A 12,196-nucleotide genomic window follows, 5' to 3' on the forward strand; every position below is an offset into this window, starting at 1 on the left:
GGTGGGGGCAAAGGTTCAGAACACCTCTTCTTCAGCGACATCCGCCCGCGCGCCGGCGGCCAGCAGCGTGTCCACCCACGGACCGTCCGGCATCCGCCGGGCCAGTTCGGTGATGTTCCGGTTCCACCACAGGCGCTGCTCGACCAGATCGTCATAGTCGAAGTTCGACTGGCGCCACAGCCGCTCCTGGGCGTTGAAGGTCACCATGTCGATGGGGAAGCCGACGTCGTTGGACGAGAAGCGCGTGCTGTCGAAGGACAGGTAGGCGATCTTCAGCGCCGTCCGCATGTCCGTGCCGTAGGACAGCGCGCGGTCGAGGATCGGCTTGCCGTAGGCGGTGGCACCGATCGACAGGTAGGGCGTGCGCTCGTCCACCTCGATCCAGTTGCCCTCCGGATAGACCAGGAACATGTAGGGCTCGCGGTCCTCGGCGAGCTGGCCGCCGATGATGGCGTGCAGGTTGAAGGCCAGCTTGGACGCCTCCAGCGCCTCCTTGTCCTCCGCCGCCACCTGGCGCAGGCAGGCCGTGAAGGCCGACAGCGCGTCCAGCATGGTCGGGTAGGTCTCGCCGCGGCGCCGGGACATGTCGCGGCGCAGGTAGGCCAGCGTCTTGTCGCGCACGCTGCGCAGGCCGGAATTCAGGATGAAGAAGCGGTCGCCGCCGCTGCCCACCATGGTCACCTTGCGCGCGGACGACAGCTGCGAACCGCTGGTGATGCGCCCGTCCGACAGGCCGATCAGGCCGTCGCGGGTCTTGATGCCGAGGCAATAGGTCATGAAAGAACGTTCCCGAACTGAAAGCTGCGACGTTCCGCCGCGGTTGGTCTGACCTTTGGCCGAAGCGCGTCCCTTCGGCGGGCAGGGTATGATTGGGCAGGATTGGCGGTAAAGCTTTCGTAAAGGCTCCGCCCAGTCGAGCCGAAGTGGATCGGATTTCCCATTGGGCGGAACGGTGGAGCTTGCGCCGTACCCGCCAAGCAAAGGGACCGGGCTCAACTGATATATTGTGCGACGCACAAGATTCTTTGTTGACTCCACGGACATCTGCCCATAGTTTAGCCATTGCTGCACTGCAGCATTTTTCCGGTCCGGCTTCGGTCCGGACCACACCCAACGCAGCCGGTCTGCGCCCCGCAGGCGGACGGTCCGCCGGTCCGGGTTGATGCGCGCCGGGCTTCGACGAAGGAAGGAACGCAAGGCATGACGACCGTGACGAAGGCCAAGCCGGCCCCCGCCCCCACCCAGGCGTTCGAGAGCGCCGCCGCCCAGGCCAAGGAGCAGGTCGAGGGCTTCGTCAAGGCCGGCCAGGAGCAGGCCGCGAAGACGTTCGAACAGACCGCCTCCGCCACCAAGGAGCAGGTCGAGAAGCTGTCCGCCCAACTCCTGAAGATTTCCGCCGAGCTTCAGGCCCTGAACAAGGCCAACGTCGAGGCGCTGATCCAGAGCGGCAGCATCGCCACCCAGGGCGCCGAGGAGCTGACCCGCGAGGTGACCGCCTACGCCCAGGCCTCCTTCGACAAGTCGGTCACCACCGGCAAGGCCCTGCTGACCGCGAAGTCGCTGAAGGAGGTCGTCGATCTCCAGAGCGAGTATGTGAAGGCCAGCTTCGACGCCTTCGTCGCGGAGTCCTCCCGCCTCCAGGGCATCGGCACCCGCGTCGCCACGGCGGCCCTGACCCCGCTCAAGGACCGCGTGTCGGTCACCGTCAGCACGCTCTCCAAGCCGATCGCGGCCTGATCCGCCACCACGGCGGAACCACGGAGCCCGGCCGTTTTCCCGGCGGCCGGGCTCCGCGCGTGAAGGGGCCGGCCGGGACGCGCCAAAGTTTTTGTGCGGTGCACAAAATCCCGTTGACAGGCGCCGAACCCTGCCCTAAGTTTAGTCATGCTGCATTGCAGCATCGACCCGACGCCCGAAGCCACGGGGTCGTTGGTCGGATCATCCGCGCGGTCGCCAATCGGTGGGTCCGGCGCGGGTCAACCCGATGAAATTCGAGGAGCCGTTCCATGACCGACAAGTTTGCCGCCGCCACCAAGACCTTCGAAGACGCCGTGTCCGCCGCCAAGCAGAACGTGGACGGTCTGGTCAAGTCCCAGCAGGAGCAGTTCGAGAAGGCCTCGGCGCAGATCCTGAAGGGCTTCGACGAGCTGACCGCCCTGACCAAGGGCAACGTCGACGCCGTCGTGAAGTCGGGCACCATCGTCGCCAAGGGCGCCGAGGAAGCCGGCAAGCAGGTCGCTTCCTTCACCCAGTCCTCGCTGGAGAAGAGCGCCGCCACCGGCAAGGCCCTGCTGGCCGTCAAGACCATCCAGGAGCTGGTCGAGCTGCAAAGCAGCTTCGCCAAGGCGAGCTTCGAGACCTTCGTCAAGGAGAGCGCCAAGCTGCAGGAACTGTCGCTGAAGACCGCCAAGGACGCCTTTGCGCCGATCAACGACCGCCTCCAGGTCACGGTCGAGACGCTGTCCAAGCCGGTCGCGGCGAAGGCCGCCTGATCCAGGCCGGCCCCAGACGTCTGCCTGAGACAAAATGACCCGGAGTCAGCAATTCCATAGACCTGGCCGCGAGGCCGGGGCGGCTCCCACCTCCATCGCCCCCGGGACGCTACCGTCCGGGGGCGTGGACGGCGCAAGGCGGTACCGCTTTAAATCCTGCCGCCTCACGGCATTGTGAAGTTCCGGGAAAGCCCGGCGGTGCAAACCGCCGGGCTTGTTTGTTTTCGGGCAATGGGCATCTACAGGATGCCGGCACCGGGCGCCGGTCGTGCCATTTTTGGCACGCCGGTGCGGCAATTCTGCCGCAAAGCGGTTGTTTTCCACCAATTCCGAGGTAGCCGGGCAGGTTTCGTTCCGAATGGGCCTCTCCCAAATGGGGACTCACCGAAAACGGCCCCTTCCCACCGCGCCCGGAGTTCTCATATCATTCATGCGACGTACATCGCGATGCTGACCTGTTGAGACCATGGCCGAAAACGACAAACACGGCGACGAGGGCACCACTACGGGCGTGGTCATCAAAACCAAGCCTAAGACTAAAAAGCCCTCGATGTATAAGGTCTTGATGTTGAACGACGACTACACACCTATGGAATTCGTCGTTCATGTCTTGGAGCGCTTCTTTGCCAAGTCGCGCGAGGAGGCGACACGGATCATGCTGCATGTGCACCGGCGGGGTGTGGGCTTGTGCGGCGTGTTCACCTACGAAGTGGCGGAGACGAAAGTCACGCAGGTTATGGACTTTGCGCGCCAGAACCAGCATCCGCTGCAATGTACGCTAGAAAAGGATTAAGGCCACAGATGCTGTCGCGTAACTTGGAACAGACGCTGCACCGAGCCCTGGCCCATGCGAACGAGCGCAGGCACGAATACGCGACGCTCGAACACTTGCTGCTCGCATTGACCGAGGATGCCGATGCAATGGCCGTCTTGCGCGCTTGTGGGGTCGATCTGGACCGCCTGCGCGCCGAACTCTCGGATTACCTCGACAACGAGCTTGCGAACCTGATCACGAACAGGCCCGATGATGCTAAGCCGACGGCTGGCTTCCAGCGGGTGCTGCAACGCGCGGCCATCCACGTCCAGTCGTCGGGGCGTGAAGAGGTGACGGGAGCAAATGTGCTCGTCGCCCTGTTCTCTGAACGCGAAAGCCACGCGGTCTATTTCCTGCAGGAGCAGGAGATGACCCGTTTCGACGCGGTGAACTACATCTCTCACGGAATCGCGAAGGCCCCGGGCCGCTCGGAAGCGAAGCGCGTTACCGGAGCCGACGAGGACGCGGCGGCGGAGAAGGTCGTGAAGAAAGGCAGCGAAGCCCTAGAGGCTTATTGCGTCAACCTGAACAAGAAGGCGGCCAGCGGGAAGATCGATCCGCTGATCGGACGGGAGCAGGAGGTCGAACGGACCATCCAGATCCTGTGCCGGCGGTCGAAGAACAACCCGCTGTATGTCGGTGACCCCGGTGTCGGCAAGACCGCCATCGCCGAGGGGCTGGCCCGCCGCATCGTCCATGGCGAGGTTCCGGAGGTGCTGAAGGGCGCCACCATCTTCGCGCTCGACATGGGCTCCCTGCTCGCCGGTACGCGGTACCGCGGCGATTTCGAAGAGCGCCTCAAGGCCGTCGTCTCCGAGCTGGAGGCCACGGAAGGTGCCGTCCTCTTCATCGACGAGATCCACACGGTCATCGGCGCCGGTGCGACCTCGGGCGGTGCGATGGACGCCTCGAACCTGCTGAAGCCGGCCCTCGCCTCCGGCTCGCTGCGTTGCATCGGTTCGACGACCTACAAGGAATACCGGAACTATTTCGAGAAGGACCGGGCGCTCGTCCGGCGCTTCCAGAAGATCGACGTCAACGAGCCGACGGTCGAGGATGCGATCAAGATCCTCCAGGGGATCAAGACCTACTACGAAAAGCATCACCGGGTGAGCTACACCAACGACGCGATCCGTTCGGCGGTGGAGCTGTCCGCGAAGTACATCGGCGACCGCAAGCTGCCGGACAAGGCCATCGACATCATCGACGAGGTCGGCGCCGCGCAGATGCTGCTGCCGGAGAACAAGCGGAAGAAGAAGATCTCCGTCAAGGACGTGGAGGCGGTGGTCGCCAAGATCGCCCGCATCCCGCCGAAGTCGGTCAGCCGCGACGACAAGGAGACGCTCCTCAACCTGGAGCGCGACCTGAAGACCATGGTCTTCGGCCAGAACAAGGCCATCGACGCGCTGGTCTCCGCCATCAAGCTGGCCCGCGCCGGCCTGCGCGAGCCGGAGAAGCCGATCGGCAACTACCTGTTCACCGGCCCGACCGGCGTCGGCAAGACCGAGGTGGCCCGCCAGCTCTCCCTCACGCTGGGCATTGAGCTGACCCGCTTCGACATGTCGGAGTACATGGAGCGGCACACCGTCTCCCGCCTGATCGGCGCCCCTCCGGGCTATGTCGGGTTCGACCAGGGTGGTCTGCTGACCGACGCCATCGACCAGCATCCGCATTGCGTGCTGCTGCTCGACGAGATCGAGAAGGCCCATCCGGATCTGTTCAACATCCTGTTGCAGATCATGGATCACGGCAAGCTGACCGACCACAACGGCAAGACGGTGGACTTCCGCAACGTCATCCTCATCATGACCTCCAACGCGGGCGCCTCGGACATGGCCAAGCCGGCCATCGGCTTCGAGCGCGAGCGTCGGGTCGGCGAGGACATGGAAGCGGTGGAGAAGCTGTTCACGCCGGAGTTCCGCAACCGTCTGGATGCGATCATCCCCTTCGCGCCGCTGACCCAGGAGGTCATCAACCGCGTGGTGGACAAGTTCATCATGCAGATGGAAGCGCAGCTCGAGGACCGCGGCGTCACGATCGAACTCGACGATCAGGCCCGCGAGTGGCTGGGCAAGAAGGGCTACGACCCGCTCTACGGCGCGCGCCCGCTCGGCCGCGTGATCCAGGAGCACCTGAAGAAGCCGCTGGCGGAGGAGCTGCTGTTCGGCAAGCTCGCCAAGGGCGGCCTGGTCAAGGTCACCGTGAAGGACGACAAGCCCGCCTTCGACTACACCGAGGGCTCGCGCAAGCGGCGCTCCGGCGACGAGGACGAGGACGAGGTCGTGCACGAACTGGCGGAATGACGCCGCGTCGCACGGAACGCGAAAAAGGGGGCCGCAAGGCCCCCTTTCTTTTTGCCCGGCTTCTGGATCGCCGGGCGATCACTCCTCGACCAGAACGACCGCGTCGTTCGAACTCTTCATCAGGGCGATGCCGTGCAGGCAGTCGCGCTCGGCCGTGTAGCCCTCGCTGCTGACGGCGATGGTCTCGCCATTGGCGGCGTGGAAGGTCCAGCGCCATTCGTTGCGGTGATCCTTGTAGACCTTGTACTTGGGAGCCTTGCCCGTGGACATGTTTTCCTCCTCGCCATCGGTCTGATATCGACGGTGGAGGCGGCACAAACGTGAAGGGTCGACGGTTGCATTCCGAACGCCCCATCGCGGACACTCGTCCCCGGCGGCGCCACCGGAACGAAGCCCCAAAACGAAGAACAAGGAAACGCACCATGCCCCTGCCCTTCCTGAGCGGATTGCGCGTCATCGATCTCGGCCAGTATTTGCCAGGCCCTTACGCCGCGCAGATGCTGGCCGACCTCGGCGCCGAGGTGGTGAAGGTGGAGCCTCCGAGCGGTGACCCGCTGCGCCAGATGGGGCCCACCGACGCCGACGGCACGACCGCCGCCTACAAGCTCCTCAACGCCGGCAAGACCGTCATCCGCCTGAACCTGAAGGACGAGGGCGACCGCGGCGCCTTCGAGACGCTGATCGCCGGGGCCGATGCCCTGGTGGAAAGCTACCGCCCCGGCGTGCTGGACAAGCTGGGGGTCGGCCACGCCCGGCTGCGCGCGCTGAATCCGCGGCTGGTCCACGCCAGCCTGTCCGGCTGGGGCAGCAACGGCCCCTACGCCCGGCGGGCCGGCCACGACCTGAACTATATGGCGGTGGGCGGCGGGCTGGATTCCTCAGGCACGCCGGACCGCCCCTCGATCAGCCACCCGCCGGTCGCCGATTTCGCCTCGGCCCAGCAGGCGGCGCTGGCGGTCGTCGCCGCCCTGTTCGGGCGCCAGCGCAGCGGCGAGGGCTGCTTCCTCGACCTGTCGATCATGGAGACGGTGCTGGGCTGGCAGGGCTTCAACCTGACCGCCGACGCCCGCGGAGAGGTCCCCCGCCGCGGCGAGGCGCTGCTGTCCGGCGGGGCGGCCTGCTACCGCATCTACCGCACCGCCGACGGCCGCTTCGCCACCCTGTCGGCGTTGGAGGCGAAATTCTGGCAAGGCTTCTGCGAGGCGGTGGGACGCCCCGACTGGACCGCCCGGCAGGGCGACCCGCTGCCCCAGACCGCCCTGATCGCGGAGCTGGACGCCCTGTTCGCCAGCCGTAGTCTCGCCGACTGGAAGGCGCTGCTCGATCCCGTGGATTGCTGCTTCGAGGCGCTGCCGACCCTGGCGGAGATGCCCGATCACCCGCACATCGCCGCGCGCGGCCAGATCCGCGTCACGCCGGGGCCGGAGCCGCTGGTGGAGACCCTGATGGGCCTGCGCGTCGATGGCGGCACCCCGCCCGAGCGCGCGCCTTTGCGAGAATCCACCGCCGCCGCGGTGCTCGCCGCCTGGAGGTGAGGGCTACAGGGCGATGAGGGGGCCGCCGCCATCGCGCGGCGGCCGCGCGTCCAGCGGGCCGCGGCGCGCGCCCATCAGGCTGGCCTTCGACAGGTTCGCCGCCGCCTCGTCGCAGCCGCGCAGGTCGGCCGAGGCGAGGTTGGCCATCTCGAAGCCGGCGCCGGCCAGCTTGGCCCCGGTCAGCCGGGCGCCGCGCAGATCGGCGGCGGTCAGGGTGGCGCCCGTCAGGTTGGCCGGCCAGCTCCGCCCGGTCGGCGTGCCGTCCGGGTTGCGCAGGTCCACCATGCCGAGGTCGGAGCCGTGGAGGTCCGCTCCGGTCAGGTCGGCCCCGCTCAGATTCGCCCCGGTCAGCACCGCCTGGTCCAGCCGCGCCCGGCGCAGGGTGGCCCCGCCGAAATCGGCCAGCGAGAGGGAGGCGTTGGACAGCCGGGCCTCGTCCAGGTTGGCGTCGCGGAACACCCCGCCCGACAGATCGCAGGCGGTGAGGTCCAGCCCGCGCAGGTCCATCCCGGTGAAGTCCGCCCGCAGCCCGGCCCCGCCGCCGCTGTTGATCCACAGGATGTGGGCGTCCAGCACGCTGCGCACCGGCGCCGGCAGGGCGTCGGCGTTCCGCATGTAGACGGCGCCGCTGAGGTTGGCGCCCTGCGTGTCGGCGACGGTCAGGTCGACGTTGCGCAGGGTCGCCTCGCGCAGGTCGGCGTTGCGCAGGATGGCGCGGCTCAGGTTGGCGCCGTTGAGCACGGCGCGCTTCATCTTGGCCCCGCTGAAGTTCGCCTCGGTCAGGTCGGCCCCGGCCAGATTGGCGGCGAACAGGTTGGCGTTGCTAAAGTCGCCGCCGGCCGTCGAGGCGTTGGCCAGTTCGGCATGGCTGAGGTCGGCGCCCTTGAAGCTGACGCCGTCCAGCCGCGCGTCCTTCAGGTTGGCGGGCCGCCGCTCCTCCTCGTCCTCCCCCCCGGCGCGGTGCACCAGGATCTGGCCAGGGCGCAGGTCCGCCCCCTCGAAGTCGGTGCGGGTCAGGTCGGCCTTGAGGAAGTTCGCCCCGCGCAGGTCCGCCCGCGCGAAGGAGGAGCCCACCAGCTTCGCCCGGCTGAAATTCGCCCCGAACAGGTCGGCCATGGCGAAGCTGACCTCTTCGAGCTGGGCATCGGAGAAGTTGCCCTGGGTGAGGACGGCCGTTTGCAGGTTGAAGCCCTTCAGCCGCAGTCTCGACAGATCGACGCCTTTCGCCTGAAGGCGCACACCGCCCGGCCTAAGTTTGAGATAGAATAGATGGTCCCGCACCTGCTTCAGGAACTCCATGGTGCGGTCGGTCATCGGGCGGGTCCGTCGGTCAGCTGGTCCCGCCCACACTACGCATTGCGCGGGGGCAGTAAAGGAGAAATCCCCAATCGTCCGCCACCCCTGCAATGCCGCGGGCGCATGCCGGGCCAGAGCTGTGAAACGGACACTAAACGATTGAACGACAACGCGGTTAGGGTTTGGGAGAGGGAAAGCATGACGAGTTTCGACACGGAGTGCCTGCGCCGCGCCATCGCGCTCAGCCGCACACACATGCAGGGCAACGCCGGAGGGCCCTTCGGCGCGGTCATCGCGCGGGAGGGCCGGATCATCGGCGAGGGCTGGAACTGCGTGACCTCCAGCAACGACCCGACGGCGCACGCCGAGGTGGTCGCCATCCGCAACGCCTGCCGCGACCTCGGCAGCTTCAGCCTCGCCGGAGCGACCGTCTACACGAGTTGCGAGCCCTGCCCGATGTGTCTGTCGGCCATCTACTGGGCACGGATCGAACGCATCGTTTACGCCAACGCGCGCGACGACGCGGCGTCCATCGGTTTCGACGACGCCTTCCTCTACACGGAAATCGCCCTGCCGCTGGAGCAGCGGGCGATCCCCATGCAGCGTCTGCTGGCCGATGAGGCGCGCGCCGTCTTCGACGAGTGGGCCGCCCGTCCCGACCGCATTCCTTACTGATCCGGCCCTATTGCTCCGACACGCCATCCTGGCGGTAGGGTGACAACTCCATCAGGGCCTCCCGCTCCGCCGCCACGCCGGGCCGCTCGCGGCGCAGATAGTCCGCGATGGCGCGGTGGAAGCCGGGGTCGGCCACCCAGTGGGCGCTGTAGGTCGGCACCGGCAGATAGCCGCGCTGGATCTTGTGCTCCCCCTGGGCGCCGGCCTCGACCCGGCCGAGGCCGCGCTCAATGGCGAAGTCCAGCGCGCGGTAGTAGCACGCCTCGAAATGCAGGAAACGGTAGCTCCCGTCGGAACCCCAGTTGCGTCCATAGAGGGCGTCGGTCCCGATCAGGTTCAAGGCGCCAGCCACCCATTCCCCGCCATCCTCGCACATCACCAGCATGACCCGGTCGGCCATGGTCTCGCCCAGAAGGCGGAAGAAGGCGCGGTTCAGATAGCCGCCGCCCCATTTCCGGTCGGCGGTCTCCAGATAGAAGCGGTGGAAGGCGTCCCAATGCTCCGGCTTCAGGTCGGCGCCGGTCAGGCTGTGCAGGCGGACGCTGCTCTCCGCCACCTCGCGGCGCTCCTTGCGGATGGCCTTGCGCTTGCGGCTGTTCAGGGTTCCCAGGAAGTCGTCGAAGCTGGCATAGCCGCGGTTCTCCCAATGATACTGCACGCCTTCGCGGAGCAGCCAGCCGGCCGCGCCGAGGCGGCGCCAGTCCGCCTCCTCCGGAAAGGTGACATGGACGGAGGAGACTCCGTAACGCCGCGCCACCTCCTCCATCCCCTGGATCAAGGCGCTGGCGACCGCCTCCATCCCTTGGATCGAGGCGCCGGGCCGGACCAGAAGTCGCGGTCCCGGCACCGGGGTGAAGGGCACGGCGCATTGCAGCTTCGGATAATACTGCCCCCCCGCCCGCTCATAGGCGTGCGCCCAGGCGTGGTCGAAGACATACTCGCCGTAGGAATGGTTCTTCAGATAGAGCGGCACCGCGCCCATGATCCGCCCCGCCCCGTCGAGGGCGATGAGGTGGCTGGGCTGCCAGCCGGTGCGGCCGATGGCCGACCCCGACTCCTCCAGCGCCAGCAGGAAGGCGTGGCTGAGGAACGGGTTGTCCGGCCCGGCGCAGGCGTCCCATTCCTGGGGATCGGCTTGGCCGATGCCGGTCAGGACCTTGACGGTGATGGTCTCCCCGACCTCGGGGGCGGGGGCGGCGCCGGGGCCGGTGTCCTTGCCGTCAGGCATGTTCTCTCCTTCGCGGGCTCCGTCGCGGGCACGCCGAGGGAGGTGGGCGCTTTTCCGCGTTGCGGCAAGAGGCCCACCCCTCCCCCGATCCGGAGCCCCGATCAGGCCAACTCCAGGATGGCGTCCACCTCGACGGCCACATTGCCCGGCAGCGACGGAGCGCCGACCGCGGCGCGGGCGTGCTTCCCGGCGTCGCCAAACACCTGCATCATCAGTTCCGATGCGCCATTGATGACCAGCGGCTGGTCGTGGAAGTCCGGGGTTCCGTTGACGAATCCGCCCAGCCGCAGCACACGCGTCACCCGGTCGAGATCGCCGCCGCAGGCCGCCTTCGCCTGGGCGATGATGTTGAGAGCGCACAGCCGCGCCGCCTGCTGCCCCTGCTCCACCGTGAAGTCCTGGCCCAGCTTGCCGATGAAGCGGCGCTCGCCGTTCCACACGGTAACCTGCCCCGACACGTAGAGCGTGTTGCCCGACTGCGTGTAGGGCACATAGGCCGCCACCGGGGCCGCCGCCTGCGGCAGCTCGATCCCCAATTCCTTCAGCCGCGCCTCGATGCGTCCGGCCATGCTCATCCCTCCGTCTTCGTTGCGGGCGCCGAGACTGCCCTGATGGGTGGCGCCCCCCGACGATAGCCCCCTGCTCCGCCGACACCAAGAGCTTACCGGCACCCTGCCGGCGCCCCCAACTGGGTAGTTTTGTCCCGGAGTCCGAAGCGCAACACCCTTTCTGCCCGGCAAAACTTTCCGCCGCCGTGGGAAGGACCGGCCGGCCGGCCATGATCGGCCCACCGCGCAAGCCCCAAGGACGCCCAACTAAATCAACAACTTACTGGAAGATCCGCGAATTGGCACGGGTCTTGATAGAGGTGGACCGCGCAAATGCACGTTGCCTCGCTTCGGTTTCAAGCACCAGCCGCGGGGCGAGCCTCAGAAGGAGACTTGGAACCATGGCCATCAACGACGTCACTCTCACCGCGTCAATGCGCACGAATCTGCTGCAGTTGCAGAGCGTGAACGACAAGATCGGTGTCAAGCAGAACATCCTCTCGACCGGCAACAAGATCAACTCGGCGCTCGACGGCCCGACTTCGTTCTTCGCAGCGAAGAGCCTGACCCAGCGCGCCGGTGACCTGTCGTCGTTGAAGGACGCCATGGGTCAGTCGATCAGCACCATCAAGGCCGCCGACAAGGGCGTGACCGCGATTGAAAGCATGATCGAGCAGGCGCGCGGCCTGACCACCGCCGCTTATTCCGCTCTGGGCACCGACGCCGGTGCAGTCGCCACCCGCAAGACGCTCGCCTCGCAGTTCAACGCGCTGAAGGAGCAGATCGACAAGCTGGCCGGCGACAGCGGCTATGCCGGCAAGAACCTGTTGGCCGGCAACGGCATGCGCATGGACTCCACCAGCGAGTCGCGCCGCGCCGTCAACACCATTCAGGGCATCGAGAACGCCCGCATCACCAACGTGGTGTCGGCCGACACCTACACGGTGCGCATCAAGGGCGACGGCTCCATCGAGGGCGCGGCCGGCGAGATCAACAGCGCCGAAATGGCCCACGGCCTGGTCGGCCTGAAGCTGTCCGGCACGATGACCACCTCGCTCGGCAGCTTCTCCGACGTGCAGATCGAGGTCCGCGGCGCCTCGGGCCGCGAGCGGTCCTTCATCATCACGGACGGCAACGAGTCGCGCACGATCACCTATTTCGACAACACCCAGACCATGGCCGCCAACACGACGACGGCGGCCAAGACGGGCACCCCGCAGATCACCCAGGTGACTCTGGGCGGCACGATCGAAGCCGGCGACAGCTTCACCATCACCGTCGAAGACCAGACCTTCACCTACACCG

The 12,196-nt window shown here is 66.9% G+C and carries 12 protein-coding genes; 7 read left to right on the forward strand and 5 right to left on the reverse strand.

The window, feature by feature from the left end:
- Positions 1–15: 15 nt before the first annotated feature.
- Positions 16–777 carry a proteasome-type protease gene (locus tag GBZ26_RS19945; RefSeq protein ID WP_174440340.1) on the reverse strand — a complete coding sequence of 254 codons (762 nt, stop codon included), beginning with the start codon at positions 775–777 and terminating at the stop codon, positions 16–18.
- Between the two features lie 423 nt (positions 778–1,200).
- On the opposite strand from GBZ26_RS19945, the gene GBZ26_RS19950 reads away from it, so the two are divergent.
- The 4 genes from GBZ26_RS19950 (at position 1,201) to clpA (ending at position 5,609) form a co-directional block, all read left to right on the forward strand.
- Positions 1,201–1,737, forward strand: coding sequence for a phasin family protein (locus tag GBZ26_RS19950; protein ID WP_094305950.1), 537 nt, complete (start codon positions 1,201–1,203; stop codon positions 1,735–1,737).
- Between the two features lie 269 nt (positions 1,738–2,006).
- A complete protein-coding gene (locus GBZ26_RS19955) occupies positions 2,007–2,492 on the forward strand; it encodes a phasin family protein (protein ID WP_035672036.1) in 486 nt (161 codons plus the stop codon).
- Between the two features lie 466 nt (positions 2,493–2,958).
- Positions 2,959–3,285, forward strand: a complete 327-nt coding sequence (clpS, locus tag GBZ26_RS19960; protein ID WP_035672033.1) for an ATP-dependent Clp protease adapter ClpS — start codon at positions 2,959–2,961, stop codon at positions 3,283–3,285.
- 8 nt (positions 3,286–3,293) lie between these two features.
- Positions 3,294–5,609, forward strand: coding sequence for an ATP-dependent Clp protease ATP-binding subunit ClpA (gene clpA / locus GBZ26_RS19965; RefSeq protein WP_035672029.1), 2,316 nt, complete (start codon positions 3,294–3,296; stop codon positions 5,607–5,609).
- A gap of 78 nt (positions 5,610–5,687) precedes the next feature.
- Here the strand turns inward: clpA and GBZ26_RS19970 are convergent, their stop codons facing one another.
- Positions 5,688–5,879 (reverse strand): YegP family protein, encoded by a 192-nt coding sequence (locus GBZ26_RS19970; RefSeq protein WP_119509150.1) that lies wholly within the window; start codon positions 5,877–5,879, stop codon positions 5,688–5,690.
- A 152-nt stretch (positions 5,880–6,031) separates the two neighbouring features.
- On the opposite strand from GBZ26_RS19970, the gene GBZ26_RS19975 reads away from it, so the two are divergent.
- Complete coding sequence (locus tag GBZ26_RS19975; RefSeq protein WP_174440341.1) at positions 6,032–7,144, forward strand: CaiB/BaiF CoA transferase family protein; 1,113 nt, start codon at positions 6,032–6,034, stop codon at positions 7,142–7,144.
- 3 nt (positions 7,145–7,147) lie between these two features.
- On the opposite strand, the gene GBZ26_RS19980 is transcribed toward GBZ26_RS19975, so the two are convergent.
- Positions 7,148–8,458, reverse strand: a complete 1,311-nt coding sequence (locus GBZ26_RS19980; RefSeq protein ID WP_174440342.1) for a pentapeptide repeat-containing protein — start codon at positions 8,456–8,458, stop codon at positions 7,148–7,150.
- Between the two features lie 180 nt (positions 8,459–8,638).
- Between GBZ26_RS19980 and GBZ26_RS19985 the strand changes: the two genes are divergently transcribed.
- Complete coding sequence (locus GBZ26_RS19985; RefSeq protein WP_174440343.1) at positions 8,639–9,115, forward strand: nucleoside deaminase; 477 nt, start codon at positions 8,639–8,641, stop codon at positions 9,113–9,115.
- 7 nt (positions 9,116–9,122) lie between these two features.
- Here GBZ26_RS19985 and GBZ26_RS19990 read toward each other — a convergent pair whose 3' ends face one another.
- Entirely contained in the window at positions 9,123–10,343 is a 1,221-nt protein-coding gene (locus tag GBZ26_RS19990; RefSeq protein ID WP_174440344.1) for a GNAT family N-acetyltransferase, read from the reverse strand.
- A gap of 101 nt (positions 10,344–10,444) precedes the next feature.
- Positions 10,445–10,912 carry a RidA family protein gene (locus GBZ26_RS19995; RefSeq protein WP_174440345.1) on the reverse strand — a complete coding sequence of 156 codons (468 nt, stop codon included), beginning with the start codon at positions 10,910–10,912 and terminating at the stop codon, positions 10,445–10,447.
- A 380-nt stretch (positions 10,913–11,292) separates the two neighbouring features.
- Here GBZ26_RS19995 and GBZ26_RS20000 point away from each other — a divergent pair.
- Positions 11,293–12,196, forward strand: a 904-nt coding sequence (locus GBZ26_RS20000; protein ID WP_425599357.1) for a flagellin, incomplete at its 3' end; no start/stop codon positions are given.

The organism is Azospirillum formosense (assembly GCF_013340925.1).
Taxonomy (GTDB): Bacteria; Pseudomonadota; Alphaproteobacteria; order Azospirillales; family Azospirillaceae; genus Azospirillum; species Azospirillum formosense.

Excerpts from the sequence above, each read along its gene's own strand:
- GBZ26_RS19945 (WP_174440340.1), bottom strand. The coding sequence starts at position 777 with ATGACCTATTGCCTCGGCATCAAGACCCGCGACGGCCTGATCGGCCTG.
- GBZ26_RS19950 (WP_094305950.1), top strand. The coding sequence starts at position 1,201 with ATGACGACCGTGACGAAGGCCAAGCCGGCCCCCGCCCCCACCCAGGCG.
- GBZ26_RS19955 (WP_035672036.1), top strand. The coding sequence starts at position 2,007 with ATGACCGACAAGTTTGCCGCCGCCACCAAGACCTTCGAAGACGCCGTG.
- clpS (WP_035672033.1), top strand. The coding sequence starts at position 2,959 with ATGGCCGAAAACGACAAACACGGCGACGAGGGCACCACTACGGGCGTG.
- clpA (WP_035672029.1), top strand. The coding sequence starts at position 3,294 with ATGCTGTCGCGTAACTTGGAACAGACGCTGCACCGAGCCCTGGCCCAT.
- GBZ26_RS19970 (WP_119509150.1), bottom strand. The coding sequence starts at position 5,879 with ATGTCCACGGGCAAGGCTCCCAAGTACAAGGTCTACAAGGATCACCGC.
- GBZ26_RS19975 (WP_174440341.1), top strand. The coding sequence starts at position 6,032 with ATGCCCCTGCCCTTCCTGAGCGGATTGCGCGTCATCGATCTCGGCCAG.
- GBZ26_RS19980 (WP_174440342.1), bottom strand. The coding sequence starts at position 8,458 with ATGACCGACCGCACCATGGAGTTCCTGAAGCAGGTGCGGGACCATCTA.
- GBZ26_RS19985 (WP_174440343.1), top strand. The coding sequence starts at position 8,639 with ATGACGAGTTTCGACACGGAGTGCCTGCGCCGCGCCATCGCGCTCAGC.
- GBZ26_RS19990 (WP_174440344.1), bottom strand. The coding sequence starts at position 10,343 with ATGCCTGACGGCAAGGACACCGGCCCCGGCGCCGCCCCCGCCCCCGAG.
- GBZ26_RS19995 (WP_174440345.1), bottom strand. The coding sequence starts at position 10,912 with ATGGCCGGACGCATCGAGGCGCGGCTGAAGGAATTGGGGATCGAGCTG.